Annotated in this window: 28 protein-coding genes and 1 tRNA gene; 27 read left to right on the top strand and 2 right to left on the bottom strand. The window is 51.3% G+C overall.

Annotated elements, in window-relative coordinates:
- Positions 1-11 precede the first annotated feature (11 nt).
- On the bottom strand, positions 12-677 hold the full coding sequence (locus PCH05_RS06900; protein WP_127601637.1) for an ArsR/SmtB family transcription factor: 666 nt from the start codon (positions 675-677) through the stop codon (positions 12-14).
- A 248-nt stretch (positions 678-925) separates the two neighbouring features.
- Here PCH05_RS06900 and PCH05_RS06895 point away from each other — a divergent pair.
- The 13 genes from PCH05_RS06895 to PCH05_RS06835 all read left to right on the top strand — a co-directional run bounded on the left by PCH05_RS06895 (position 926) and on the right by PCH05_RS06835 (position 10,381).
- Positions 926-1,011, top strand: a tRNA-Leu gene (locus PCH05_RS06895).
- A 149-nt stretch (positions 1,012-1,160) separates the two neighbouring features.
- A complete protein-coding gene (locus PCH05_RS06890) occupies positions 1,161-2,108 on the top strand; it encodes a tyrosine-type recombinase/integrase (RefSeq protein WP_127601636.1) in 948 nt (315 codons plus the stop codon).
- Positions 2,109-2,209: 101 nt separating this feature from the next.
- Positions 2,210-2,626 (top strand): helix-turn-helix domain-containing protein, encoded by a 417-nt coding sequence (locus tag PCH05_RS06885; RefSeq protein WP_127601635.1) that lies wholly within the window; start codon positions 2,210-2,212, stop codon positions 2,624-2,626.
- Positions 2,627-2,945: 319 nt separating this feature from the next.
- Complete coding sequence (locus PCH05_RS06880) at positions 2,946-3,626, top strand: sigma-70 family RNA polymerase sigma factor (RefSeq protein ID WP_127601634.1); 681 nt, start codon at positions 2,946-2,948, stop codon at positions 3,624-3,626.
- 19 nt (positions 3,627-3,645) lie between these two features.
- Positions 3,646-4,005, top strand: a complete 360-nt coding sequence (locus PCH05_RS06875) for a hypothetical protein (protein ID WP_127601633.1) — start codon at positions 3,646-3,648, stop codon at positions 4,003-4,005.
- Between the two features lie 28 nt (positions 4,006-4,033).
- Positions 4,034-4,531, top strand: coding sequence for a DNA N-6-adenine-methyltransferase (locus PCH05_RS06870; RefSeq protein ID WP_127601632.1), 498 nt, complete (start codon positions 4,034-4,036; stop codon positions 4,529-4,531).
- Positions 4,532-4,903: 372 nt separating this feature from the next.
- Entirely contained in the window at positions 4,904-5,254 is a 351-nt protein-coding gene (locus PCH05_RS06865) for a hypothetical protein (RefSeq protein WP_127601631.1), read from the top strand.
- A 268-nt stretch (positions 5,255-5,522) separates the two neighbouring features.
- Positions 5,523-5,879, top strand: coding sequence for a hypothetical protein (locus PCH05_RS06860; RefSeq protein ID WP_127601630.1), 357 nt, complete (start codon positions 5,523-5,525; stop codon positions 5,877-5,879).
- Entirely contained in the window at positions 5,866-6,270 is a 405-nt protein-coding gene (locus tag PCH05_RS06855; protein WP_127601629.1) for a hypothetical protein, read from the top strand. Before PCH05_RS06860 ends, PCH05_RS06855 begins: the two co-directional genes overlap by 14 nt.
- A gap of 173 nt (positions 6,271-6,443) precedes the next feature.
- A complete protein-coding gene (locus PCH05_RS06850; protein ID WP_127601628.1) occupies positions 6,444-7,205 on the top strand; it encodes a P-loop NTPase family protein in 762 nt (253 codons plus the stop codon).
- Between the two features lie 711 nt (positions 7,206-7,916).
- A complete protein-coding gene (locus tag PCH05_RS06845) occupies positions 7,917-8,831 on the top strand; it encodes a DnaB-like helicase C-terminal domain-containing protein (RefSeq protein ID WP_246049393.1) in 915 nt (304 codons plus the stop codon).
- A gap of 98 nt (positions 8,832-8,929) precedes the next feature.
- A complete protein-coding gene (locus tag PCH05_RS06840; protein ID WP_164766571.1) occupies positions 8,930-9,430 on the top strand; it encodes a helix-turn-helix domain-containing protein in 501 nt (166 codons plus the stop codon).
- A 33-nt stretch (positions 9,431-9,463) separates the two neighbouring features.
- On the top strand, positions 9,464-10,381 hold the full coding sequence (locus PCH05_RS06835; RefSeq protein WP_127601625.1) for a toprim domain-containing protein: 918 nt from the start codon (positions 9,464-9,466) through the stop codon (positions 10,379-10,381).
- A 72-nt stretch (positions 10,382-10,453) separates the two neighbouring features.
- Here the strand turns inward: PCH05_RS06835 and PCH05_RS06830 are convergent, their stop codons facing one another.
- Positions 10,454-10,729 (bottom strand): helix-turn-helix domain-containing protein, encoded by a 276-nt coding sequence (locus PCH05_RS06830; protein WP_127601624.1) that lies wholly within the window; start codon positions 10,727-10,729, stop codon positions 10,454-10,456.
- Positions 10,730-10,841: 112 nt separating this feature from the next.
- Between PCH05_RS06830 and PCH05_RS06825 the strand changes: the two genes are divergently transcribed.
- The 14 genes from PCH05_RS06825 to dut all read left to right on the top strand — a co-directional run bounded on the left by PCH05_RS06825 (position 10,842) and on the right by dut (position 22,098).
- Complete coding sequence (locus tag PCH05_RS06825; RefSeq protein WP_127601623.1) at positions 10,842-11,441, top strand: hypothetical protein; 600 nt, start codon at positions 10,842-10,844, stop codon at positions 11,439-11,441.
- Between the two features lie 318 nt (positions 11,442-11,759).
- Complete coding sequence (locus PCH05_RS27215; protein WP_164766570.1) at positions 11,760-11,918, top strand: hypothetical protein; 159 nt, start codon at positions 11,760-11,762, stop codon at positions 11,916-11,918.
- Complete coding sequence (locus PCH05_RS06820) at positions 11,915-12,439, top strand: hypothetical protein (protein WP_127601622.1); 525 nt, start codon at positions 11,915-11,917, stop codon at positions 12,437-12,439. The genes PCH05_RS27215 and PCH05_RS06820 overlap by 4 nt, the downstream gene beginning before the upstream one ends.
- A 200-nt stretch (positions 12,440-12,639) precedes the next feature.
- Positions 12,640-13,485 (top strand): hypothetical protein, encoded by an 846-nt coding sequence (locus tag PCH05_RS06815; RefSeq protein WP_246049392.1) that lies wholly within the window; start codon positions 12,640-12,642, stop codon positions 13,483-13,485.
- 48 nt (positions 13,486-13,533) lie between these two features.
- A complete protein-coding gene (locus PCH05_RS06810) occupies positions 13,534-13,989 on the top strand; it encodes a hypothetical protein (RefSeq protein WP_307719514.1) in 456 nt (151 codons plus the stop codon).
- Complete coding sequence (locus PCH05_RS06805; protein WP_127601621.1) at positions 13,986-14,210, top strand: hypothetical protein; 225 nt, start codon at positions 13,986-13,988, stop codon at positions 14,208-14,210. Before PCH05_RS06810 ends, PCH05_RS06805 begins: the two co-directional genes overlap by 4 nt.
- A gap of 271 nt (positions 14,211-14,481) precedes the next feature.
- Positions 14,482-15,624: a hypothetical protein gene (locus PCH05_RS06800; protein ID WP_164766569.1), complete on the top strand. Its 1,143-nt coding sequence runs from the start codon at positions 14,482-14,484 to the stop codon at positions 15,622-15,624.
- Positions 15,625-17,895, top strand: coding sequence for a DNA polymerase (locus PCH05_RS06795; protein WP_127601619.1), 2,271 nt, complete (start codon positions 15,625-15,627; stop codon positions 17,893-17,895). It abuts the gene before it with no gap.
- Positions 17,896-18,225: 330 nt separating this feature from the next.
- Positions 18,226-19,290 (top strand): hypothetical protein, encoded by a 1,065-nt coding sequence (locus PCH05_RS06790; RefSeq protein WP_127601618.1) that lies wholly within the window; start codon positions 18,226-18,228, stop codon positions 19,288-19,290.
- On the top strand, positions 19,291-19,503 hold the full coding sequence (locus PCH05_RS06785; protein WP_127601617.1) for a hypothetical protein: 213 nt from the start codon (positions 19,291-19,293) through the stop codon (positions 19,501-19,503). It abuts the gene before it with no gap.
- Positions 19,472-20,161: a crossover junction endodeoxyribonuclease RuvC gene (locus PCH05_RS06780; RefSeq protein ID WP_127601616.1), complete on the top strand. Its 690-nt coding sequence runs from the start codon at positions 19,472-19,474 to the stop codon at positions 20,159-20,161. Before PCH05_RS06785 ends, PCH05_RS06780 begins: the two co-directional genes overlap by 32 nt.
- A 374-nt stretch (positions 20,162-20,535) precedes the next feature.
- The gene (locus PCH05_RS06775; RefSeq protein ID WP_127601615.1) at positions 20,536-21,378 is read left to right on the top strand and encodes a hypothetical protein; all 843 of its coding nucleotides are present in this window, start codon (positions 20,536-20,538) and stop codon (positions 21,376-21,378) included.
- A gap of 1 nt (position 21,379) precedes the next feature.
- Positions 21,380-21,568, top strand: coding sequence for a hypothetical protein (locus PCH05_RS06770; protein WP_127601614.1), 189 nt, complete (start codon positions 21,380-21,382; stop codon positions 21,566-21,568).
- Positions 21,565-22,098 carry a dUTP diphosphatase gene (gene dut / locus PCH05_RS06765; RefSeq protein ID WP_127601613.1) on the top strand — a complete coding sequence of 178 codons (534 nt, stop codon included), beginning with the start codon at positions 21,565-21,567 and terminating at the stop codon, positions 22,096-22,098. The genes PCH05_RS06770 and dut overlap by 4 nt, the downstream gene beginning before the upstream one ends.
- Positions 22,099-22,255 lie beyond the last annotated feature (157 nt).

The raw sequence follows: 22,255 nt of genomic DNA, 5'->3' as shown, positions 1-22,255 counted from the left end.
TTACCCCATGTTTACGGAGCCAACGCTGCTTTTTTTACGTAGTCGTTCCAATCATGAACGCTTTTATCCAGGTGGCCCGCATCATATCCCTGCGCCTTTAGCATTTCAATCGCCCGTATCGCCATCAAACAATAAGGACCGCGACAGTAGGCAACAATCTTCGTATCTTGCGGCAAAGCCGACAACTGCTCAGCCAATTCTTCAATCGGGATCGAGATGGCTCCCGGAATATGGGCAGCTTCAAATTCATCTGTAGGGCGAACATCCAGAAGGGTAACTTCCCCGGATTCAAGTCGTTTTGATAATTCATCCATTGTAACGCCTTCTACATCAGTGAATTGACCCATGAATTGTTCCTTGATGTGCTGTACCTCTATAAGCTGCTTCTCCGAGAGCCCATACAAAGAGTTCAGGAAATGAAAAACAGCGGAATCGGCTAATTCGTAGAAAACGTAATTCCCGTGTTTTTTAAAATCAACAAGTTTAGCGTAATACAGGGTTTGCAAATGTTGGGAGACGTTTGCGATTGACATCGAAGTCATCTTGGATATGCTCTCTACAGATTTTGGACCTTGTGTAAGTACGTCTAAAATTTCTAATCTTTTTGGGCTGGATAAGCATTTGCCGATCCGTGCGAATTCTGTGAATAGCCCGTCTCTAAACTCTCTCTCGTTCATTACATCATCACCTCAACCATTCAATTGATTTATTGAATAGTGATAACCTAAGCTATTTCTGTTCGGTTGTCAACAGTGAGATGACATTCATCATACCAGGACGGCGTGTAGAAGGCACAGATGGATGGAGCTGATGAAAAATGATTTCATTTTACCAGCTAAAATTGGTTGACAGGATCATTAATTTCATGGTATATTCTTATTCGTCGGTGCGAACGAAAGCTAATGCACTGAATTACAAGCCCCTTGCCGGGGTGGCGGAATTGGCAGACGCACAGGACTTAAAATCCTGCGGTAGGTGACTACCGTACCGGTTCGATCCCGGTCCTCGGCATACTACGAAAAATCGCGGTTACATCAGCGTTAAATGTACGCTACATAACGAGAGGTCCTGCGTAGTTGAATCGCCAACTCACGCAGGTACACAGGACTCGCGCACAGAGCGCCTCATCTTCGTTTTATACGGAGGGAGGCGTTTTTGTTTTGGCAAGGGTACGAAGTATTAATACGCGAGCAGGGGAGCGGCCCCATTGGCGAGAGGTTCTTACGGAATTTATCGACCACAAACGCATAAAGGACGGAATCAGCGGACAAACAATTTCGGATTATGAGCGGACTGTGTCGTTACTGATGAAACGGTTTCCTAACGCGTGGGATTCGGATGATGACCTGAAAGAATCCGTGTTCGCACATTTGTCCGAAGAAATTGCGCCGGCGACGTTCAACAACCGTCTTGTTTATACAAGAGCTTTTATCTCCTGGTGCGTGGAAACGGGGTATTTAAGCAACAATCCCCTTTCGGGCATGAAGAAGCGGAAGACAGAAAACCGCGCGGTATCGATCGAAGTTGATGTGTTGAGTGCGCTGCTTAATGCGCCGGATCAGTCAACATTTGTTGGGTTGCGTGACTATACGCTAATACTTCTTACGTTGGATACCGGCATCCGGCCGTCAGAGGCAACGCGTCTAATACCGCAGGACTTTAATGCTTCTGCACGAGAAATGTACGTGCCATCGAAGGTCGCGAAAGGGCGCGTTGCAAGAACGCTGCCACTCTCGGATATTACCGTAAAGTCTATTCGCAAGTTAATCGCTGTTCGATCGGAAGATTGGTCGGAGGAAACTCCGATTTTCTGCTCGTATGAGGGGCGCCCACTCAACCGGCATACCTGGGGCGATCGAATGGAGATATACTCCAACCAAATCGGAAGGCACATACGTCCGTATGATCTCCGACACGTCTTCGCGTTGGAGTTTTTAAGAAATGGGGCTAATGCTTTCTCGGCCCAAAAAGCGCTGGGACACAGCACAATGGAAATGACCAGAAAATATATTGCTTTAGTAAACAACGATTTAAAAATGGAGCACCAGAAAGCAAGCCCATTAAACACGGTTTTGAATAGTAAAGTGAAGAGAAATACAAAAATATAAGAATAACGCTCATTCCTTCGGGATTGGGCGTTATTTTTTTTGCCCGGATGTCCCAACTTGCGGAATTTTTGTCCTTATATTCATCGAAAGGAGGCCGCATAATGTCCGAACAGAAACTCGTTAGCGTAGAATCGCAAACGGAATACTCCGTCACATCCGGAGCCACCGAAACGCGCATATTCGTTAAGATGTACGTTGATGCCGCCAAGGCCGGCCTCATTGCGGATATGGGGGCGCAGAACTGGACGACACTTTGCGTGATCGCATCGTTTATGGATGCGCAAGGTAACTGCTATCCTACGCAGGATCAGATAGCGAGATACCTCGGGGTTAACCGGCAGACGGCGAACCGTTACGTTAAAAAACTGACGGAATATCGGTGGAATGGGCGCCCGGTAATTCGGACTATTCGTGAACGATCGCCGAAGGGAATGTGGCAGAACACGCGATATACGGTGCTGCCGATAAGTCAGCTTGCGATATTTGATGCGGAGGTCGAGGCTCTTGATACAGGTTAGCGTATCCATGTCCGCGAATACCGACATGGTGAACACCGACACGGCTAAAGAAGACACTAACTATAACCAGTCTTTTAACAAGAGCCATTAAGAACTAGATAAAAGATTACCGCGAGTTAAAACGAAGAAGAAAACATATCGCTTCGAAACTAACGTTCCTTGCGAAACGGTTAATATCGAAACCCTTCAATGATTAAGTTCCTTACGCGAAGAAAAATATATAAGTAATAGATTAGATACGCGAAGGGTTATTCGAAGAAGAAAACCATAACGGTACCGGCCGCCGCGCCGCCCGCAAATAAACGGAGGTATTCACGCCATGACTCGTAATCATCCCGATAATCCACTTCTCGGACCGCGCGATGAACATATCATCGCAAACTTGCCGCTCGTCAAATCGATTGCCTGGCGCTACCGTCGCCGAGCTGCAGCGCTACGTATCTCGCAAGAAGACGTGATAAGTGAGGGTACGCTCGGACTCATTCGCGCCTACGACAATTATGCGGACCCGGCGTACGCATTCTCAACGTTCGCGACCTCGTATATTCACGGAGTCATTCGCAGATTCCTATCGATGGGGACGGATAAGAACGTGCGGCTACCGGTTCATATTCTCGGTTACGCCGCTAAGATTAAGCGCCACTCACTCGAAGATGCGCCGCCATGCGAAATCGCCGCTAAACTCGGCATCACCGTAAAGATGGCCGCGAGTGCGCTCGAAGGCCTGCGTTTAAGGAACGAGTCATATATCGATGCGGAAGAAGACCCGGGCAGTTCCGTTCGCTATTCGTCAACTTCGGACTTTACCGGAATCCACGTTGAGTCTTTCCTTGCGAGCCTGAGTCCGCGTAATGTTCGCATAGTCCGCTTACTAATGGAAGGGCGTACGCAAGCGCAGATTGCCGAAGTCCTCGGAGTCTCGCGACAACTGGTAACGAAGAGTATCAGTCAAATCCGCGCGGCGTACACGCAAGATCAAGCGGCTGAATTGGCCGCCTAATTACGAAGGAGGAATCGCAATGTTAAACGTATCCATAACGCCTAATTACCGCCTGACCACGGACGAAACGGACCGGTCGCCGGCCAACAAGCAGCTCGTATTACAGCGCCGCCACCTCGTCGACCCTACGAAATCACCCGCCTACAAAGCGGAGGAACACGCAGCGCCACCGCCAATCCGCGAAACGTGGAAGGACGTCGGCTACTACCCGCTAAATGATGTCGGGCTGACTGCGGCAACCAAGGCGGCGATCATGCGTGATACTGACGTTAACCGCGCCGAGACATTGGCGGAAGCACTACGGATTTATGCGGAGGCGGTCGATGAGATGACGCGGGTGATTGACGGGTGCCTGACGCCCAAAGTATGTGCGCAGTAGACATAAAAAGCACAGTTGGGAGGAAGTCATGAGTACCAGAGTGGTCGGTATGGGAGGGCATCAATCAGCGCGAATGCTTAAGGACGAATGGTTGACGCCACCCGAAATTGTCCATGATCTTGGCCCGTTTGATCTTGATCCATGTTCTCCGGTTAATCGTCCGTGGGATACCGCAAAACAGCATTACTCGGTTCTGGATAACGGGTTGGAACAAGAATGGTTGGGGCGCATATGGCTTAATCCACCATATGGCAGAGAGGCGTCAGAATGGTTGCAACGGCTCTGGATCCACGGCAACGGAATTGCACTCATATTTGCGAGAACCGAAACAGAAATGTTTTTTGACCATGTTTGGACAAAGGCTGACGCGCTGCTATTTTTCAAAGGACGATTGTACTTTCATCACGTTGACGGCAGCAGGGCAAGCGCAAACGCCGGAGCACCTTCAGTCTTGATCGCATACGGACCTGATAACGTGAAAGCTCTGGAGCGCGTAAAACACTGGGGCAAGTTAATCAAGCTTTAGTGCACATTACGAACGAAATATGCAGGATACCCCAACGGTTGACGAGCGCCTGACGCCGAATCTGACCGGCAAATTAGGCGAGTAGGGCTTGCGGGAGGGTGAACGTAAGGGCGCGAGGTGAAGGCTCTATGCGCTTAAATCGCGGTGGCAAATTCGGCGCCGGCGGGTACCGCTTAAAGCCTTTGCAGCCAAGGATATTTAATACCTGAGACCCGAAAAGTACCGAAAACGGGGCCTCTCTACTACAACATAGTTTGGCAGGATGAGGTATATTCAGTAACGAAAGGATTGACGCAAGTTGAACGCAAGCATCGCAAGCACATTCGAATCAGTCGACGATATCATCGAATATTACGGAAAGGGTGAGCGAAAATGAGTGACGTAAAGAAAGGGCTAACGCCCACGGTACCGGTTATTCCGGCGGAGGTTGCGGACGTTATCGAACGGTTACGCGCCGAGGGGTACGACAATAGCGGTATAGTGGCGTTAGAATCACGGACCGGTGGCGGTCTCCACAGCGATCCCATAACACTCCGCACGATTCTGTTTGACACGCTGCTGGCCGCGTTGGTTAACGGGTATGAACGGGAGAAGACACCAGAAGATAAAATCCGCGCTGTTTACGAAGAGCCGGCTGACGGCGAATACGCGCAAGGATACGAAGACGGAATCGTATTTACACTGGACACTCTCGGCATCAAAATCGCAGGTGTTAACGCGTAGATGCGAAAAACTGAGAGATTACGAGAATTAGCGAGATCGGACAACTTTCTCTATAAATCATGCGCGGTTTACAACGTTTTTGTACGTATACAAGCGAGGACTTAGTAGGTCGGTTAAGTATTTGAAAGTACTGGGTAGGACCGGACAGGACCGCACAGTATAAGCGAAGCTTGGCCGTAACCTTACTCGAAATCGCCGAATATGGCGTTTTACCAATCCGCAACTCGCGGAATATAATCAAAAAGCAAACGAAAGAGGTGTCAAACGGATGACAACGGAAACTAAACGTGACTTGGCGGCAGACTTAGCTCGCTGTGAAGTTGCGACGGAAGGTTCGTGGTATGCAGGGTTGACCGAAGTGTTTGTAAGTGATGGTGTCAGAACCGGTAAAACAATCGCCACCGCTAACGAGATTAGTAACGCGGTATTTATCGCTGAAGCCCGGGAAGGTTGGCCGCACGCAATTCGGCGGGCAATGATCGCGGAAGAGAAATGGACGCGGCTTAGAGCGATTGTCTATACCAACGCAACTGGCGGACAAGGCGAAGACATAAACGAATACGACATCATCAGTAATATCATGGACGATATAGCCTCGGAGGTGCCCGCTAATGACGCGTCCTAAAATCACCGCCGATCAGCGCAAAGACTGGCGCAACCTTCCGCTCGAATACTGGAACGTCGCGACTATTCACGCAATGGTCATCGATCTGAACGCGGAGAAATTCGGCGTCGAGAAATACGTACCATTACGCGGATACGGCTTCGAACAGGGCGCGATTAAACGGGCGCTCACCGAGTACGGGGCGGAGGCATTACGTGAGACGATCGAGAGGGCGTTCGTGGAATATCGGCCGACTCCGCAGTATCCGCAATTGACCGCAGGCTTTCTGATATCGTACATGCTGCCGCGGATAATGCCGCAGGTGTTGGCGGAGCAGAAACGGAGGGAAGAGGCGGCGGAAAATCCGGTTAACGGCGGAATGAGTGCGGATGAAGTTGCCGGGTGGTTGTGAAATTTATAAAAAGGAGAGAAAACGAGTAAAACTAAGAAAATCAAAGGTCCCTCGCGCGCGTAGTATATCACAGATTAATTTAGATTTCCACTAAAATGAGGAAATACGAAGGATTTCGAGAAGTGCGGGCTAGCGAGCGAAATAGATTATTATTGAAACAAAGGAGGAACGCAATGTCACACGCTGACAACTGCATATTAGCGCAGCATTGCTCGCTTGCCGGTTCGGACAAGTGTAACGCACTCTGCTCGTCCTATATCGCCGTACACGGTTATAACGGCGCAGGAGGACGGATAGCCGCCGCAAGCATTCCGGCAGACTACCAAAAGGCAACGCTGCAGAACTCGCCGGCACGCGGAGATCAGGCGGCGGCTTACAAAGTCATCGACGCGTACGTTAATACGTTCCAGCGGCAATTTAGTGAAGAATCCGAGCGCATCAAATCGTTATATCTATATTCGGAGTCGCCCGGCACCGGTAAAACAACATCGGCCGCCGCAATTTTAAATGAATACATCGTCCGCCACTTTATCGGCAGTGTCCAACGTAACAGGCAAGCGCTGGACCGACCGGGCTACTTCCTCGACGTTAACGCGTGGCAGGAGTTGTATACGGAGTTTACGCGACCGCATGTTCCGGAGGATATCGCGGGACCGGCATCACGCGAATATTATCGTCAGATGCAGCACGCAAGGTTGGCGCCTTTCGCGGTGCTTGACGATATTGGTGTGCGGGCAGCAACGGATGGCTTCCGGGGCGATCTGCATAGCGTGATCAACTACCGCGTGACGAACGGGCTGCCAACGGTTTATACCTCGAACGTGGCGATCGGAGAGCTTGCGCAGGTGTTCGATAAGCGGCTGGCGGATCGCGTGCGGGATATGTGTGGCGTGGTCGAGTTCAAAGGCGGAAGTAAGCGAGGGATAAGAAAATGAAATCATTAGAATATGCGAGTAAGAGGAAGTATATTAAAGATCGAGCAACTGAGTAAGCAATTCAGCAGAGTAGGAAAATGGGTACAATAGTATTCTTTTTGGGTACAAAAGTGTCTCAAATGTCCCCAAAAGTAGTCATTTTGGATACAAATGTATATTGAGTGTAAAAATTTTTATCGCGAATTATGACCTTTGCTTAAAAATACTAGAATTCTTATTATTGGAGGTGCAAACAGATTGGCGATATATGGCGAACAAGTAATTTCAAAGATCGTAGATGACGGCAATATCTCCGCTATATTCAAATACGGAATAACACGCGACGACTTCCCGACGGCCAGCGAACGGCAGGCATACGACTTTATCGTTCGATATGCGCAGGAAAACGGAGGCCGAGCGCCGAGCTATGCGTCTTTAACAGCGGAGTTTCCGGATCTGACGTATCTGCCAGGCGTAACGGATTCATACGAATACCTGGCGCGTGGGCTAAAAGATGCAGCGGCCAAGCGTATGACCGCGCAGGTTGTTAACGGTTACATCGACGAAGAATCCGGAAAGCACATTCCGTCGGAGTTTGCTGAAGCGTATCAAAAAATGTCTGCGGAAGAGTTCTCCGAGTACTTGAAAAATCTGGCTAGTGGGATTAAGATGAGATCAAGTGTTCGCAATTGCCAAAAGGCAACGGACGTTAAAACAGACTTCGATAAGTTCATGGACGAATATCGAGCGCGCAAGTTCGGCCAGTCGTTCAAGATTTGGCGCTCGGCCTTCGGATACATCAACGAGCAGATCGGCGGCTATCTCTCATCGAATATGTACACGTGGTACGCACGATCAGGCCGCGGCAAGTCCGTCGTAGTCATGGTAGAAGCGCTTGAGGCCGCAATCCAGGGCGCAACCGTTCTCGTATGGGCGCTCGAAATGTCTACGTTCGAATGGATGGCGAGGGCTTACTCGTACCTAAGCGCAAAGGCGGGCGTAGTCACTGCGCAAATTGACGGTGTTGATTACGAAGCAGGCTTCGATAATAAGGCGATGCTCATGGGGCGCCTACCCGAGGAGTACGAACAAGGCTTAGCGGAGTTCCTGCGCACGCTCAACGAAACTATCGCCGGCCGTATTATCCTTCGTGCGGTCGATGACGAGAACTTCAGCGATCGGTCCATCCGGCAGCTTGAAGCGGACATAGCGGAATATGAGGCGGATGTGGTCGTAGTCGATCCGATCTATTATATGGACTACGAGGCGAACACGTCGAAAACAACGGGAGGAGACGCAGCGGCTACGTCTAAGAAGCTACGCTTGTTGGCCGGTCGGACTAAAACGGTGCTACATGTAATCACGCAGGCTGACGAGAATCCGAGCGAAAAAGGTGACGACGGTGTCCGCGAGATGAAACCGCCGAAGCGTGCGGAGATCAAGAAGACGAAAGCGGTCCTTGAAGACGCTGCCAATACGTTTGGTATCGATACACTTGCGCATGAAGGGCGTGGGATTATCGAGCTGGGCAAAGGGCGGAATGGTGGCGAGGATGCGCGCGTGGAGATCGTTTACCTGCCGAATTTCGGGATCGTGCGGGAGGTTACAAGAGGGGATGGCGGCGGTCAGTTCGTAAGTGGATTTTAATACTCATCTCTAAAAAACACACAATTTCATGTATGTGTTGACAAAAAACACAGATGGTTGTATTATCCAGTTATACTAGAAAGGAGCGCAACCATACAATGATCAACACTAGATTTGGTGACTATATTAGACTAATTAGAACAACGCGAGGCTTATCTCTTCGAGACATCTCTTCATTAACCGGCATCAGTTTTTCGCAGATCGCAAAATTTGAACGAGGGGAAGCAAGACCAAGATATAGTACTGTCGTTCAATTTGCAGAGGGTTTGGGCTTGGCGGTGGGCGAGACATTAATAGCTGCGGGGTATGTCCCGGAAGAAGGCGAAGAACCAGACGAAGAGCAAGAAGTTATGCTTGAAGAAGTTTACGATGACATTGAACGGCTGATGGTAAGGGGGAAACTGTATGATGTGGTTATACCTAACATCAATGAGATAAAAACTAAAATAGAAAAGATGCATATCCTAACGGACATTGATTATATTCTAAGCTGCCACAAACAGGTAAGTTCAAAAGAGGTGAGGTTAATTTCAGAACTGGAAAGTGCGTTAATAACTTTGAATAAGTGCGCGGAAGGACTGAACAATATCAGAGGGTGAACAAGTACACACAGTGAAAGGGTCGATGACGGCATGAAGTTAATAGATGTAGTAAATAACCACCCGTGGTGCAATCCACGCTGGCACCCATTAAAGCTCGAAGCCAGCTCGCCGTTTCGCGAGGGAGACGATTCGCCGTCATTCTCAATCAACCTCGACCCTTCATCGGACAAGTACGGATGGTGGAACGATTGGGGCGCGAAAGAGAAACGGTGGCGCGCTGGCCCACCCGAAAAGCTCATTGCCTTCCTGCGCAACATAACGGAGGAGGAAGCGGCGGAACTCTTATACGAAGGCAGCCGCGCTGGTCCTGGCGAATACATAACGATTAAACTACCGACGAACAACAACGCTAGGGTACGCAAACCATTAGACATAACGATCGAGCCGCAAGTTTCCGAATATCTGCTGGGCCGCGGAATATCTGCGGAGGTCCAAACGCTGTTCCGGACAGGCAACGACCCGCGGAGCAAAGCGGTCATCCTGCCGTGGTGGTCATCGGACGGAAAACGATTGCTTAACGTAAAGTATCGATCGACTTGGGACAAGCGCTTCTGGTACGCAAAGGGCGGGCATCCTATACGCGACCTTATTTACGGGATAAATGTCGTATATCAACGGAATCTCAAGCGAGTGGCGATCGTAGAGGCCGAAGTTGATGCCTTAACGCTTTGGTCGCTAGGCATTCCGGCAATTGCAACCGGTGGGGCTGCGTTCAATGCTAAGAAGCGCGACTTGATACTGCGGTCGCCCATCGAAGAGTTGATCATCGTGAGGGATAGCGATGCGGCTGGCCGGGCATGGCGCAACCAAGTTTACGAGGCATTTAGCGGCAAGATTGACGTGAGCCTTGCGTTAGTTCCTCGTGGTTACAAGGACGTGAACGAGGCTAGGCACATCGGCATAGGAGATTTGCGCAAGTTAAGGACTATTTACCAATATTTAGCGTGACAGCCTAATTTGTTTGTCGTATAATAGGCTCATTCGGTTGACACATGTCAACTTTTAGAAGCGAACAAACCATCAAGATTTGTCCGCGCCGTGCCCCAGAGGAGACTTCTTAGTTCCTTCGTAAAGTTCTCGCGGGTGGTAGTAACGTCCCGTTTTCGCGTAAATGGCATCGGTAATTATAATACCGTGCAGCAAAGATATCTTACGCTTAATCTTCGGGTCTTCCGAAAGAAACCGTGAGATTGTCGACTTATCAATGCCTGAGTTGTCCGCTAACTGTTGCTGTGACCACTCAATATCATCGAGAATATCTCCGAGGCAGCAGCGACCCAAAGAGATTTCCTGCATAGTTAGGCCGCCTTATAAAATTTATACAAGAATATTTTACCATGCTTGTCCCAAAACGAAAATCTTTTGTCCTTATATTAAATGTAAGGAAGATAAAGGAGGAATTAAATGAATGAATAACTTACAACTAAATAGTCTTGCCGCAAGGGCGAGCAACGGTGATACGGAAGCAATGTGGGAGGTAAAGGGTTATTTTCAACCTTTTATTGCAGAGCTTTCTGATTATAACCGTAACCGGATACCTTCCCAAGAATCATTCGAAGAAGAGTGCTGGAAGATAGTTGAGGATGTGGTTAAGAGGTTTGACCCAGCTATCGGAAACCTTCGACAACTCGTTGTGAATTTTATCAAGCGACGACTTGGTCGAAGCGTGGACAGGCATAGAAAGAAGGAATTGAGGCACGGGATGAGCCCTTTACTTTCACTCGATGCCCCGGTCACAGCAAAGAACGGCGAGCTTGTGGAGATAGAGGTAACTGATCGTTTGGCGACGATCGATTCTAACCTCTTATTAAATGAAAAAATCGCCTCCTTGGCGGGAAGCGATCCTAGAAAATTGGCGATTGTACACGCGTGGACAAAATCAGATTATACCGACTCATCCATCGCAGATTTGTTGGCGCAAATCTTCGGTGGGAAAAGCGAGTCGCATCGTAAGTTTATCGCACGGTTTAAATCGCAGTGTAAGATTGCGCTGGCGTGCGCAGTCTAGCAGAGTTTTACCCTGTGTGTGTGAGTTTGGGCGTCTGTTCCAACCCGTCAAAGTAAGATCAGATGCTCAAACTGTGTCTGATTTGTTTATGAGTCAGAACGGAGTTTTCAGGCATGAAACCCGTTCCACCTCTTACAATAGTATACCACAAACATCAAGTGGCTAATCAAGTGTTACAATTTGACAACTCTTTTTGTATAGGACTATATCCTAAAAGTTACCAATATATCCATTTACGTTTTAAATACTACATTAAAAAGTTGTCTATTGTCAACGTTTATTTGAGTTAGCCCTAAAACAAAACGGAGGAATTTCCTTATGAATAAACTACGGCTAACAACGGATAAGGTTTCGTTTTCTAAAAAAATTTCTAAACCTGACGTGAACCTTGACTACCACGGCGCCCTAGAAGAGTACGAAGACCCGGCGGATTACTATGTGTTTCCGGTAATCCCGAAAGGAGTGCGCATTGCGTGAGGGTAATCGTAACACACCACGCAATCGATAAAGCCGTCAGCGATTTTGGCGTTGCTCAGTGTGACGCGGACAGTTGGATCCGCTCTAACTATCGTCAGGCCCGGTTCATAGCGAACATTGTATCGGAAGAAGGCCGTCCTTCTCGTCTATTTACGAAAAACCGAATTACTTTCATCGCAGCAATGGATTCCGACACGATAATTACCCTCTATCCAAGCGAAGTGCGTTCGATGCTTCTCCGCAATAAGGTTGAAGATCTCGTAACGCGCGAACTCCGCAAGATCGAGCGCCAGGAAGCCACGACCGTTCGCCGCAACAATTTAACACGGCTTGAACTCAGCGTTGAGCGCGCCGCCTGCCTTCTTCGCGCCGAGAAAACGCGCAGCCAAGCCGTAAAAATGGCGATGCAGGCGCGCGTCAAAGCGATCGACGAGTATTTCGCACAATTGGACGCCGATATCGAAAACGTCCGCCATGAGAAACGGAAGATTGCGAAGGCGGTCGCGGCATACGTAGTTTAACGCCGATGTTCCTGCGTCGGCTACGCGGTATCGCCAAGCCTAGCGCTGTCGTTACCGCGAATCGGGCGTAGGAAAGATGCCCGCGGAAGGGGAGTAAGCCGCTGAGTTGCGGGTCGACACGTAAACAAGCGCATTTCCTTTCGTAATACTCTCCGCTATGAGCGGCGGCGGATTCCCGGCCGGCGGGACTTATAATTACCGTGTTTACTGAGAAAGTGCCGCTCAAATTAAACGAAAAGGAACGTGATCGAATGTCCATGTTTACGAAGGTAGGCGCGGAGGCCGTAGCTGCAACGAACAATGACGGAGGCGCAAAAGAGAGTCCGATTACTTCGTTCAAGTCCGGCTCAACGTACAAGGTCGGCGTTAAGTCTATCGAAGACGTCGCGGAGTACTACGGTTACAGTATCTATAAAAAAGTGAATACGTTTGTGCCGAAAAATCCGGCCACTCGTAATGCTCGCGGATTTATTGACGCTAACCCTACGGTATGGGATCAAGCTGCGGATTTGCTGTACGCCGATGCCAAGGCGGCGAAGGAAGCCGGCGCAACTGAAGACGCGGTCAAAAAGATAACGGATGAAGCGTATCTGTATCGTGGTAAACAACGGTTCCTGCGCGCATTCTTCGATCTGACGACCGGTAAGGATATCGTAGTCGACCTGTCGCCGAAGCAAGAGAAGACGCTCAAGGCCGTTATCGAGAAGTACGCGAAGAAGCTCGGCAGCATTGCGTTCGAGTTAACGAAGACTGGCGCGGGCCAAAACGCAGTCGTAGCACTGTCTCCGATCATTGACATGGACGAAGATCTGACGGACGCTGAGCGCGCTAACTTCGCTAAGATCGGAAGTGCCCCGTTCGACCTGGCGGATTTTGAATCGTGTCTCTACGTTGCAGACGAAGAGGAGCAGACGAAGAATCTCGTTGTTGCCGGCTTCGATATCGCGCGTCTCGGCCTTTCTATCGGAGCTGCAGCGCCATCAAACGTAGCCCCAACGGAAACTGACGCGCCACTCGATATCTCGCCGGATGATCTCCCGTTCTAATGGGGGCGGTGCTCGACTTCGAAATGGCGAATATTACGAAAGAGGACGGTGAGTACCATCGCACATATTAGCGAAGTAACCGGCACCTATTCCGAACTGGTGGCGCAAGTTGCGCTACTGGGGAACGGATGGCGCATCCACGAAAGCAAGACGGCCGAGGCCTACGACATCCTCGCGACGGACCCGGTATCCGGAGAACACGCGAAGATTCAAGTTAAAACGATCCGGCAACGCATGGACCGCGGAGGCGACCTCGTTGTCTACGCAAAGAAAGGGAACGGAACAGCCTACGACCGAGCCGACGCTGATTACATTATTGGCGTATGGGCGGCCGAGGGCGAAATCCCACGCGTGTACATGTTCGAAAATCGGATGCTCGGCGAATATTGGGCGTCAGAAGCGCGGGCGGCTGAGCGTTGGGTCGAGCTGCCAATCGCACTAAATCGCAGCATCTACGCGCCCGAACCGGACGAGCTTGCGGAGGTACTGGAGGTCGCGGCATGACCGTGTTCGACCGATTTCAGCCGCCAGGGACCGAGCCGCCATACGTAGCCGAATGCGAATGGTGCCGCGGCGAGATCCGTGCCGGCGACGAGGTTAAACGGATTGATGACGCAGGCGGCTACGTACACAACGGATTCGGCTATGACTGCGCAACGAGATACGCAGAGGAACGCATATACGACGCCAGTGGCGTTATCGACGAACACCGCAACGTAAATTAAACGAATAGGGAGCGATGTATAAATGGCGAAATTGAACGTGGTAATTCCGGTGGCTGACGTAGAGGTAAACGGGCAGAAATATCGCAAGGTTGACCGTGAGGCGCAGGCGGGTGATATCGTTAAGATTACGGATTTTAGCGTCCCAGACTATATCAAAGACGGCGCGTTCTATGAGGTAGAGGACGTTGATAGTTGCGGAGATCCGCAGATTATCGATGAGGACGGAGACAAGTTTGATCTTTGTAACACGGACTTCGAAGTCTACGAAAAGGTGGCGGAGCCATCTACGACAAAGTATCGCGAAGTCAAACGGAAGGCTTCGGTTGGGGAACGTATCCGTATCGTTGCGGCTAAATCTACGAGGGATCTTTACGCTAACGGTGACGAACTTACCGTAGATGACGCTGATAGATGGGGAGATGGACAGGCAGTGACGGTAAACTCGTTTAACCACGCAATCTGCCACGAAGAATACGTCGTACTTGTAGCGGAACCGCTGCAGCCCAAGCGTCTGACCGTTGGAGATTACGCGAAGGTTATCGCAAATACCCGAGACCATAACTATAAGATCGGTTCCGTCGTTAAGATCACGAAGGATGACCGCGATCGCCAACCATATCGAGCAGAAAATGCTGACGGTTCTGTTGGTAACTGGCTGGCGGAAAAAGACTTGGTACCCGCGACGGAGGCAGAGTTCAACGCGCAGAAATCGCAAACTGAACGCGCGAAAGCAATCGGCGAGTTTGCGGACGGAGGCTATGCGCAAATCATCGACGCCAATAGCTCGAACTCGTCCGTAACGGGAGGTATTGACGGAAAGTACGTAAAGGTCACCGTTGAGCCGCCGACTGGATACCGCGCTCTTAGATTGAAAGACGAAAAGGGCAAGCATGTTGCGTACTGCAACGCCGATGCACTCCGCAAGATTACGAAAGAGGAGTACGAAGAGGCGACGAAGCCGAAGACGAAGTTTAGCGTGGGAGACACGGTTAAGCTTTCTGTGCCGGAAGGGAAGGACGCACGGTTCGGTTGGGGTAACGTGAAGAACGGAGATATCGGCAAGGTAGCCGAAGTGACTACCGCCAAAGTAGTCGTTGATTTTCCCGGACAAGATCGCTGGAATGCGGACCCTTCGGAGTTAGCGTTGCTTACCGCAGAAGAGGCGAAATGGGCCGCGATCGGGCGCAAGGTGAACGAGTTTAAGCGCGGGGATGTCGTGCAAATCATTGCTAACACCAACGGCAGCATTAATAAAGTCGGGTCTTATGGCGAAGTAACGGAGGGCCCTAAGCTGACCGGAAGCTATCGCGTTGAAACTGGGGCTGGAGGTAAGGGAAACCTGACGAGACCGACAGAGATGCGTCTTATCATCCCGGCCGAACAACGCTTCGACACGCAGAAGGAGGCCGCATAAGTGGACGTTAAACTCACGCTAAACCTGCGCCAGCCCGCACCGGACTTGGACGCTAAACAGCGTGTGGTTGACGCAGCCAAACGGAAGAAGGCTGCGGAGGAGCCTTTAGAGGAAGCGTGGGAACGGATTCTCGCGATGAAGAATAGCGACGCAGACCAAGCGAAATTGCTTGCGGTTAAAGGCGCCATGGAGACGGGTGTTACAGGCAGGCATCCGTCCGGCGCCGGCAAGCGGTTCAGCAAAGCGGAAGCACTCCGCATCTATTCGGATATGCGCGAGAAAATCCGCGAGGATACTTTGCGCAAAATGGTCGCAGAGACTCCGCGAAACTACTTCCTCATCGATAACGAACGGCTGCTAACGCGTCTCAACGAAAGACTGCGCAACGAAACGGAAGTGGCGGTCGATGCCGAGACAACCGGAGTCGACGTTTACACCGATGTGATTGTCGGCATCTCTTTGACGCTGCCGTCCGTAAGCATTCCTCCGCTCGCCGAAAAAGGGATGCACGTGTACATTCCGGTCATGCACGATAAGGGCGAGCAACTTTCGCGTGACTACGTTCTGTCGGAATTGCGCTGGTTCCTTTACGACGAGGGCATCGGCAAGGTCCTCCATAACGCTATATTCGATATCGCGATGTTCAGGCGGCACGGCTACGATTTGCGCGGTGTTACGTGGGACACAATGGTTGCGATGCACCTACTCAACGAAAACGAGCCGTCGTACCGGTTGAAGGACTTGGCGCCGAAATATCTCGGAGTTGAGTCGGACACCTTTGCGGAGTTGTTCGGTAAGACACCGTTTAACGAGATTCCGTTGGACATTGCGCTGGCATACGCGGCAAAAGATACCGATTTGACATGGCGGCTGTACCAATTCCAGCGTGAGCACTTCGCAACGTTGCCGACTGTGCTCGAATACTACAGGGCCGTCGAGGTTCCGCTGCTCTACGTAATAGTCGACCTGGAAGCTAACGGATATATCCTCGACCTAGATTTCGCGAAGGAATACGGTGAGCAACTGAGCACTCGCGCCAAAGAGCTGCACGCCAAGCTTATCGAAATGCTGACGCCGTACCATTCCGGAGAGGGCGAGCTTAACCTCAACTCACCGCAGCAGATGAAGCCGGCACTTTCGAAGGCGATCGGCAGAGAACTTCCGAACATGGACGCTAAGAAGACGCTCAAGCCTCTTGCGAAAGAGTTCGAAGTCATTGCGTACCTGCTCGAATACCGCAAGATAACGAAGCTCAGCGGAACCTATATCGACGCACTGCCGACGAAACAGAATCCGACGACTAAGCGCTGGCACTCGCGGTTTAATCCGATGGGCACGGTGACGGGGCGGTTCAGCTCCGGCAAGGACGAGGACGCGGAGGATTCTACGAGCTTCAACGTTCAAAATCAACCGGAAGAAGCGCGGAAGATGTTCCTTGCACCGGAAGGTAAGGTGCTTATTTCCGCGGACTTTAAAGCGCAGGAGATACGATGCACCGCGTACTTATCCGGCGAACCTGTCCTAATCGAAGCTTTCGAAAAGGGCATCGATCCTTACGCAAACATGGCGAGCATGTACTACAAGCGCCCGTATAACGAAGTCTATAAGCTACCGAACGGCGAAGACACGCCCGCACGTAAAGCGATGAAGGTCGTATGGCTTGCGACACTTTATGGAATGAGCGACTTTTCTCTCGCGGAAATGCTCGGACTTAAGAAACCGGAAGCGACCGCGTTTAAAGAGGAGCTGTTCGGAGGCATGCCGAAGTTATCCGCCTGGCTTAAAGCCAACGAAGAGGACGTCGCCAAGTACGGATTCGTGTGGGCGGATAAGCAGCAGCGGAAACGGCGCCTGCCTGACGGAAAGCTTAAGCGTAAGACAATTCCGTACGGAAAGTGGAACGATCCCAAGTACGACGACGCCCGCAAGCATAATTCGCAGATTAATCGAGCCATGCGCCAGGGCACGAACGCTCGCGTACAAGGGAGTTCCGCCATCCAGACGAAAGTGACGATGATCAAGGCGCACGAAGTATGCGCTAAACGCGAAGGTTGGGCGCTGTGGGGAACGATCCATGACGAGTTGGTGTTCGAGATTCCGGAGGACTTTACACGTGAAGATATTGCCGTGATCGAGCGAATCATGACGCAATCATATCGGTGGGGTGACGTCGTCGCTAACGGTACGGACATTGCGATTATGCGGCGTTGGGGCAAGGGGATGACGCCGGAAGAATGGTTCGCGAATAAAGAATCGAAGGAGAGTGCGTAGGATGGGGTACCGGCTGATAAAAGTCCCTGAGTGTCCTAATTGTGGGAAAGCCTGCAAGGATACGGGTTACTGCTACAAATGTATGTGCCGTTGCAAGTTGGTTAAACGAGATAGACTTCGCGTATCAGATAAATTCAAGGTTGTGGATTGGTTCTCGTCTCGCTCTAGCGCCGGGCTGGTAGTCGAAGATACCGCCGGAAATCGCTATGAAATGTATATGTCTGACGTGTTTGAGTTCCTCACCGGCACAGAACTCGGGAGTATTGTCATCGAGGAAACAAAGAAAGGCTCGGCGTACGGATGGAAGGTAATTTCGAAGGAGGCGGTTAATTGAATCGCGGAGACAAATTAGTTCACGATTTCCTAACCCAAATGGACGCGTATTACTCATCGCCAGACACGTCGTTTTACGACAACGCAATCGAACGCAAATTCTACGAGCAGAAGTTACGTCACATCGGATTCAAGCCGTATCCTAACGATGGACTCGTTACTTTCGGCGCGTCCGGTACGAATATGTGCGATCGGCAGCTCGTTTTCAAAAACGATAAGGCAACGCGCCCGGAAAAATCCGCTGATATCCCGTTCAGAGGGCGCCAGCGGCGCCAGGGAACCGCGGTCGTCGATTACGTTCAGCTCGACATTCTGCATATGCCGAAACGCTTAAAAGGCGGAGAGTTCTTTCGCATGGCCGTGCGTGATAGCGGCGAATGGGACTTCGAGGATGCTGCGCAGGAACGACGAGTATTTTCACATCCGCATCCGGAAACTGGCGAGTTGATTTCGTTTGCGATTACGGCCAAGCCCGACGGCAAGTTCGAGTACACACCGGACGGATCACGCGTTATCTTCGAATACAAGACGAAGGCGAGCGGACTGCGCGCCATGAACGGAAAGCTCGACTACAAAGGCGCCCAGGACGATCACCAGCGCCAGGTCATTGCTGAGTCGCTCGTATTCGGAATTAACGAAGCACTCATCGTTTATGAATCGACGCAGAAGCCTGCATGGTTTTCGGACGAAGCGAGTTCGAGCGTAACGAAAGGACAGAAAACGTGGAAAGATGGCGTCCCATTGCCGGACATGCGCGCCTTCTACGTCAAGATTACGGAGCAAATGCAGCGTAGTTTACTCGATGATCTGGCGCGACAATCTGCGCTGGTGTATGAGTCGCGGGAAAGTGGGGAGATTCCGGATGTGTCCGTAGAGATGACCGGCAAATGCGGATTCTGCCAATTCCGCAGTCACTGTACAGCGACGCTTAGCGCGGATAACCTTGCGCTACTTCAGCGTGCAGAATCGCGAATGTCGGGCGGATCAATGGCGGGAAAGGGCGCGCATAGGAATTTGCGGCAATACTTGGACGGAGTAGAAGAGACGAAGGAGGCGGCGTAATTGAATAACGTAATTGATCGCACATTAACGGGTATTTTCGTAATCGGACTATTTATGGCGGCTGCGATTGCGTGGTTAGTGGCGTTGGTCTACATCACGCAGTGCTCGCTAATTGGCGGCATCGTCATTTCCGCGCTGCTCCTATTCGGAGTATTCGTCGCGGCAGTAACGTGCGGAGGAGGTGCGGACCCTGCCGAAGAGGACAACGACTGATGACGCAGGCAACACGTATTGTTCCGATTGCGGCGCGAAAGTGGAGGGCGGATATTGTAACTGCGATCTGCCCGCGCCGCCTTCCCGCCGTAAGCCGAAGCCGCCGAAGGTTAAGCCGTTCCGCGTCCTCGGCCTCGACCTCTCGCTTAGCCCCGGAATCGCTGCGATCGAGGTGCGAAACAGGCAACCGCATCTCATCGCGGCCACTTCGGTCGCAACGTCTAGCGACGATCCGGATGCCGTTCGCAGCGCTGTCGTTGAGTCGTTCGTGTCGCAGTTCGTTTACACACATCGGCCGTTCGATGTCGTTGTACGCGAAGACTTTACGTCTGGCCGCAATAAGCGTGCGACACAAACGATATTTAACGCATGGGCTTCGGCAGACCGGGCGCTGTACCCTTTCGGATACATTGCGTTGAATATTGAAGATCCGCCGAAATTGGCGCCTACTTACGTTAAGAAAACCGTAACAGAGATACTCGGCAAGGCTAACGGAAAGGCGGAAAAGGACGAGGTAGCGAAGGCCGTTCGCAAATGGCTGCGGCTGCCGGACGATTACCCGTTCACCAAGGGATACGACGATTCCGATGCATGTGCGGTAATTCTGGCGTATTTGATACGTGAAAATCTAATTGATACGTCGGTAGCAGCCGCATGACCGGCGCCGACCTTATCCGCAACCAACGCGCCGAAGTAGCCGCGCTCGAACGGTCAGTCACGATCTATACGGAGATCCTAGCGGACTATGAACGGCGGCTTGCAGAGGCGCGGCGCATTTTAGAGCGAATGGAACGATTATACGACCGCGGTGAAAGTCCGCGTTAATATAGATGCGAAGAAGAGGCGGAGAAATATTTCTGTCTCTTTTTTTATTTCGATGTCCCAAACCGCGAAAAAGTTGTCCTTATATTTCTTGTAAGGCGCGAAATTAATTACGCAAAAGTGTGAAAAACATCGCGCAGCCTTTCTATATAAAAGTACAAGGCGCAGATCACGCGCGCCACTCTAATCCATTACGGAGGCGATACGGATATGATGAAGTTTAACGAGGTATCACGCAAAGCAACGGTAGGCGAGCGCATTAAGATTGTTAAGCTATGGCCCGGTGAAACGCGCTATAAGATCGGAGACGAGTTCGTAGTGGACGATGTCAACGGACGGAATGGCTCCGTTAAGGTGGACGAGCTCGGCGAACGAGTAATTGCGATATCGGAGTACGTCGTTCTCGAACCGGTAACTCCGGAGCCGCCCGCACAACTCGCATTCTCCGAAGCATTCGCGCTATTCGTACGAGAGAATGCCGATGCCATCCGCAAGTATATCGATCAAGTCGAAGGCAAAGCGGTTCCGGCCGCAGTGGATGCGCCTAGAACGATATCCCGTGCGGAAGTAATCGAGATGGCGCGCAAGGATGTGGCGGATTTGATTTCGGCGCTATACAGAGGACGCGGAGTTGATTTCGGCGTTACGGGACTAAACGGCCGCCGCGAGATGAATGTAGAAACGCACACTAATCGCGATAAACGGGCAGTAACCGTTTTGTTGCGTGGTATCTACACCGGTAAGGTATGGGCGAAAGGTATCGCAAAGTGCGCGCCTGGCGACGTCTTCCACGCTGAAATCGGCAAGGCGATCGCGCTGAGAAAGGCGCTGGGGCTGACGATTCCGGCCGAGTATACTGACGCGCCGCAGCCGGTTGAGAAACGCGACGGGCACGTGATTACTTGCGAAGGAAAAACGTTAAAGTTGATGTCACTTCCGGCCTCTCCCCGTAAAGGCGAAGCGCATGTCGGATCATATTACGGCGAACACGGAACGATCATCGACGACACCGACGTTGATTATAGCGTTGTGAGTGCGAAGGAGGCTGCGTAAATTGACCGTAACCGTGACGGTGAAAGTACTAAGCGCAGTTGCTGCGGTCTGGTGGACGATCATGTTCGTCTTATACGTAATTGGAGCGTATGAGCCGAGCCGCTTAATGGTTGGGGTGGTGTTGTTTTTTGCTGCGGCGTATTTAACGACAATCGCCATCGGGATCAATCGGAAGGAGGACGCAGAATGAATGTTAAAATCAAACGCCTGCATCCGGCGGCAGTCATCCCGCAATACGCAAAGCCCGGCGACTCCGGCTTCGATCTCGTCGCGGTAGAAGACGTAATCATCGCGCCAGGTGAGACGGTCCTTGTTCCGACGGGCTTGGCGTTCGAGATCCCGGAAGGCTGCGAGCTGCAGGTGCGGCCGCGCTCCGGTATCAGCTTGCGGACGAAACTCCGCGTGGCTAACTCGCCGGGCACAGTGGACGCGGGATTCCGCGGGGAGGTTGCGGTGATCGTCGATAACATCTCGAAACCTCACCGGAAGTTTTTCCTCCGTCACCCTCAGCACTGGAACATATCGGCCAAACGCGAAGGAACATGCATCATCCGCGCCGGTGATCGCATTGCTCAAGCGGTAATCACGCCAGTCGTCCACGCCACATTCGAAGTTGCCGACGAGTTGACGGAGACTGAGCGTGGGGCAGGCGGCTTCGGGTCGACGGGAGTGAGTGTCACAGACGCTGCGGTTGAAGAAAAAGAAAAACCCTCCGGTTAAGGAAGGTTAATCTCGTCTTGGTGTCTATTGGTTTTGTTTGGGCCTGTAGTCATTTCGATCTTAATTGGACCGATAGTTCCGCTTACACTGGGATTCTTATCCATATGTACTGCGTACATGAAGCAGGTACATAAACCAATGATAACAGCCAAGGCTA

It is taken from the genome of Paenibacillus chibensis, from assembly GCF_004001045.1.
Taxonomy (GTDB): Bacteria; Bacillota; Bacilli; order Paenibacillales; family Paenibacillaceae; genus Paenibacillus_AQ; species Paenibacillus_AQ chibensis.
Note: the sequence above shows the minus strand (reverse complement) of the source record. Positions and strands in the feature narration are given on the sequence as shown.

What these genes read in the sequence shown, in the direction of transcription:
- PCH05_RS06900 (WP_127601637.1), bottom strand. Translation starts at nt 677, where the DNA reads ATGAACGAGAGAGAGTTTAGAGACGGGCTATTCACAGAATTCGCACGG.
- PCH05_RS06885 (WP_127601635.1), top strand. Translation starts at nt 2,210, where the DNA reads ATGTCCGAACAGAAACTCGTTAGCGTAGAATCGCAAACGGAATACTCC.
- PCH05_RS06880 (WP_127601634.1), top strand. Translation starts at nt 2,946, where the DNA reads ATGACTCGTAATCATCCCGATAATCCACTTCTCGGACCGCGCGATGAA.
- PCH05_RS06875 (WP_127601633.1), top strand. Translation starts at nt 3,646, where the DNA reads ATGTTAAACGTATCCATAACGCCTAATTACCGCCTGACCACGGACGAA.
- PCH05_RS06870 (WP_127601632.1), top strand. Translation starts at nt 4,034, where the DNA reads ATGAGTACCAGAGTGGTCGGTATGGGAGGGCATCAATCAGCGCGAATG.
- PCH05_RS06865 (WP_127601631.1), top strand. Translation starts at nt 4,904, where the DNA reads ATGAGTGACGTAAAGAAAGGGCTAACGCCCACGGTACCGGTTATTCCG.
- PCH05_RS06860 (WP_127601630.1), top strand. Translation starts at nt 5,523, where the DNA reads ATGACAACGGAAACTAAACGTGACTTGGCGGCAGACTTAGCTCGCTGT.
- PCH05_RS06855 (WP_127601629.1), top strand. Translation starts at nt 5,866, where the DNA reads ATGACGCGTCCTAAAATCACCGCCGATCAGCGCAAAGACTGGCGCAAC.
- PCH05_RS06850 (WP_127601628.1), top strand. Translation starts at nt 6,444, where the DNA reads ATGTCACACGCTGACAACTGCATATTAGCGCAGCATTGCTCGCTTGCC.
- PCH05_RS06845 (WP_246049393.1), top strand. Translation starts at nt 7,917, where the DNA reads ATGGACGAATATCGAGCGCGCAAGTTCGGCCAGTCGTTCAAGATTTGG.
- PCH05_RS06840 (WP_164766571.1), top strand. Translation starts at nt 8,930, where the DNA reads ATGATCAACACTAGATTTGGTGACTATATTAGACTAATTAGAACAACG.
- PCH05_RS06835 (WP_127601625.1), top strand. Translation starts at nt 9,464, where the DNA reads ATGAAGTTAATAGATGTAGTAAATAACCACCCGTGGTGCAATCCACGC.
- PCH05_RS06830 (WP_127601624.1), bottom strand. Translation starts at nt 10,729, where the DNA reads ATGCAGGAAATCTCTTTGGGTCGCTGCTGCCTCGGAGATATTCTCGAT.
- PCH05_RS06825 (WP_127601623.1), top strand. Translation starts at nt 10,842, where the DNA reads ATGAATAACTTACAACTAAATAGTCTTGCCGCAAGGGCGAGCAACGGT.
- PCH05_RS27215 (WP_164766570.1), top strand. Translation starts at nt 11,760, where the DNA reads ATGAATAAACTACGGCTAACAACGGATAAGGTTTCGTTTTCTAAAAAA.
- PCH05_RS06805 (WP_127601621.1), top strand. Translation starts at nt 13,986, where the DNA reads ATGACCGTGTTCGACCGATTTCAGCCGCCAGGGACCGAGCCGCCATAC.
- PCH05_RS06775 (WP_127601615.1), top strand. Translation starts at nt 20,536, where the DNA reads ATGATGAAGTTTAACGAGGTATCACGCAAAGCAACGGTAGGCGAGCGC.
- dut (WP_127601613.1), top strand. Translation starts at nt 21,565, where the DNA reads ATGAATGTTAAAATCAAACGCCTGCATCCGGCGGCAGTCATCCCGCAA.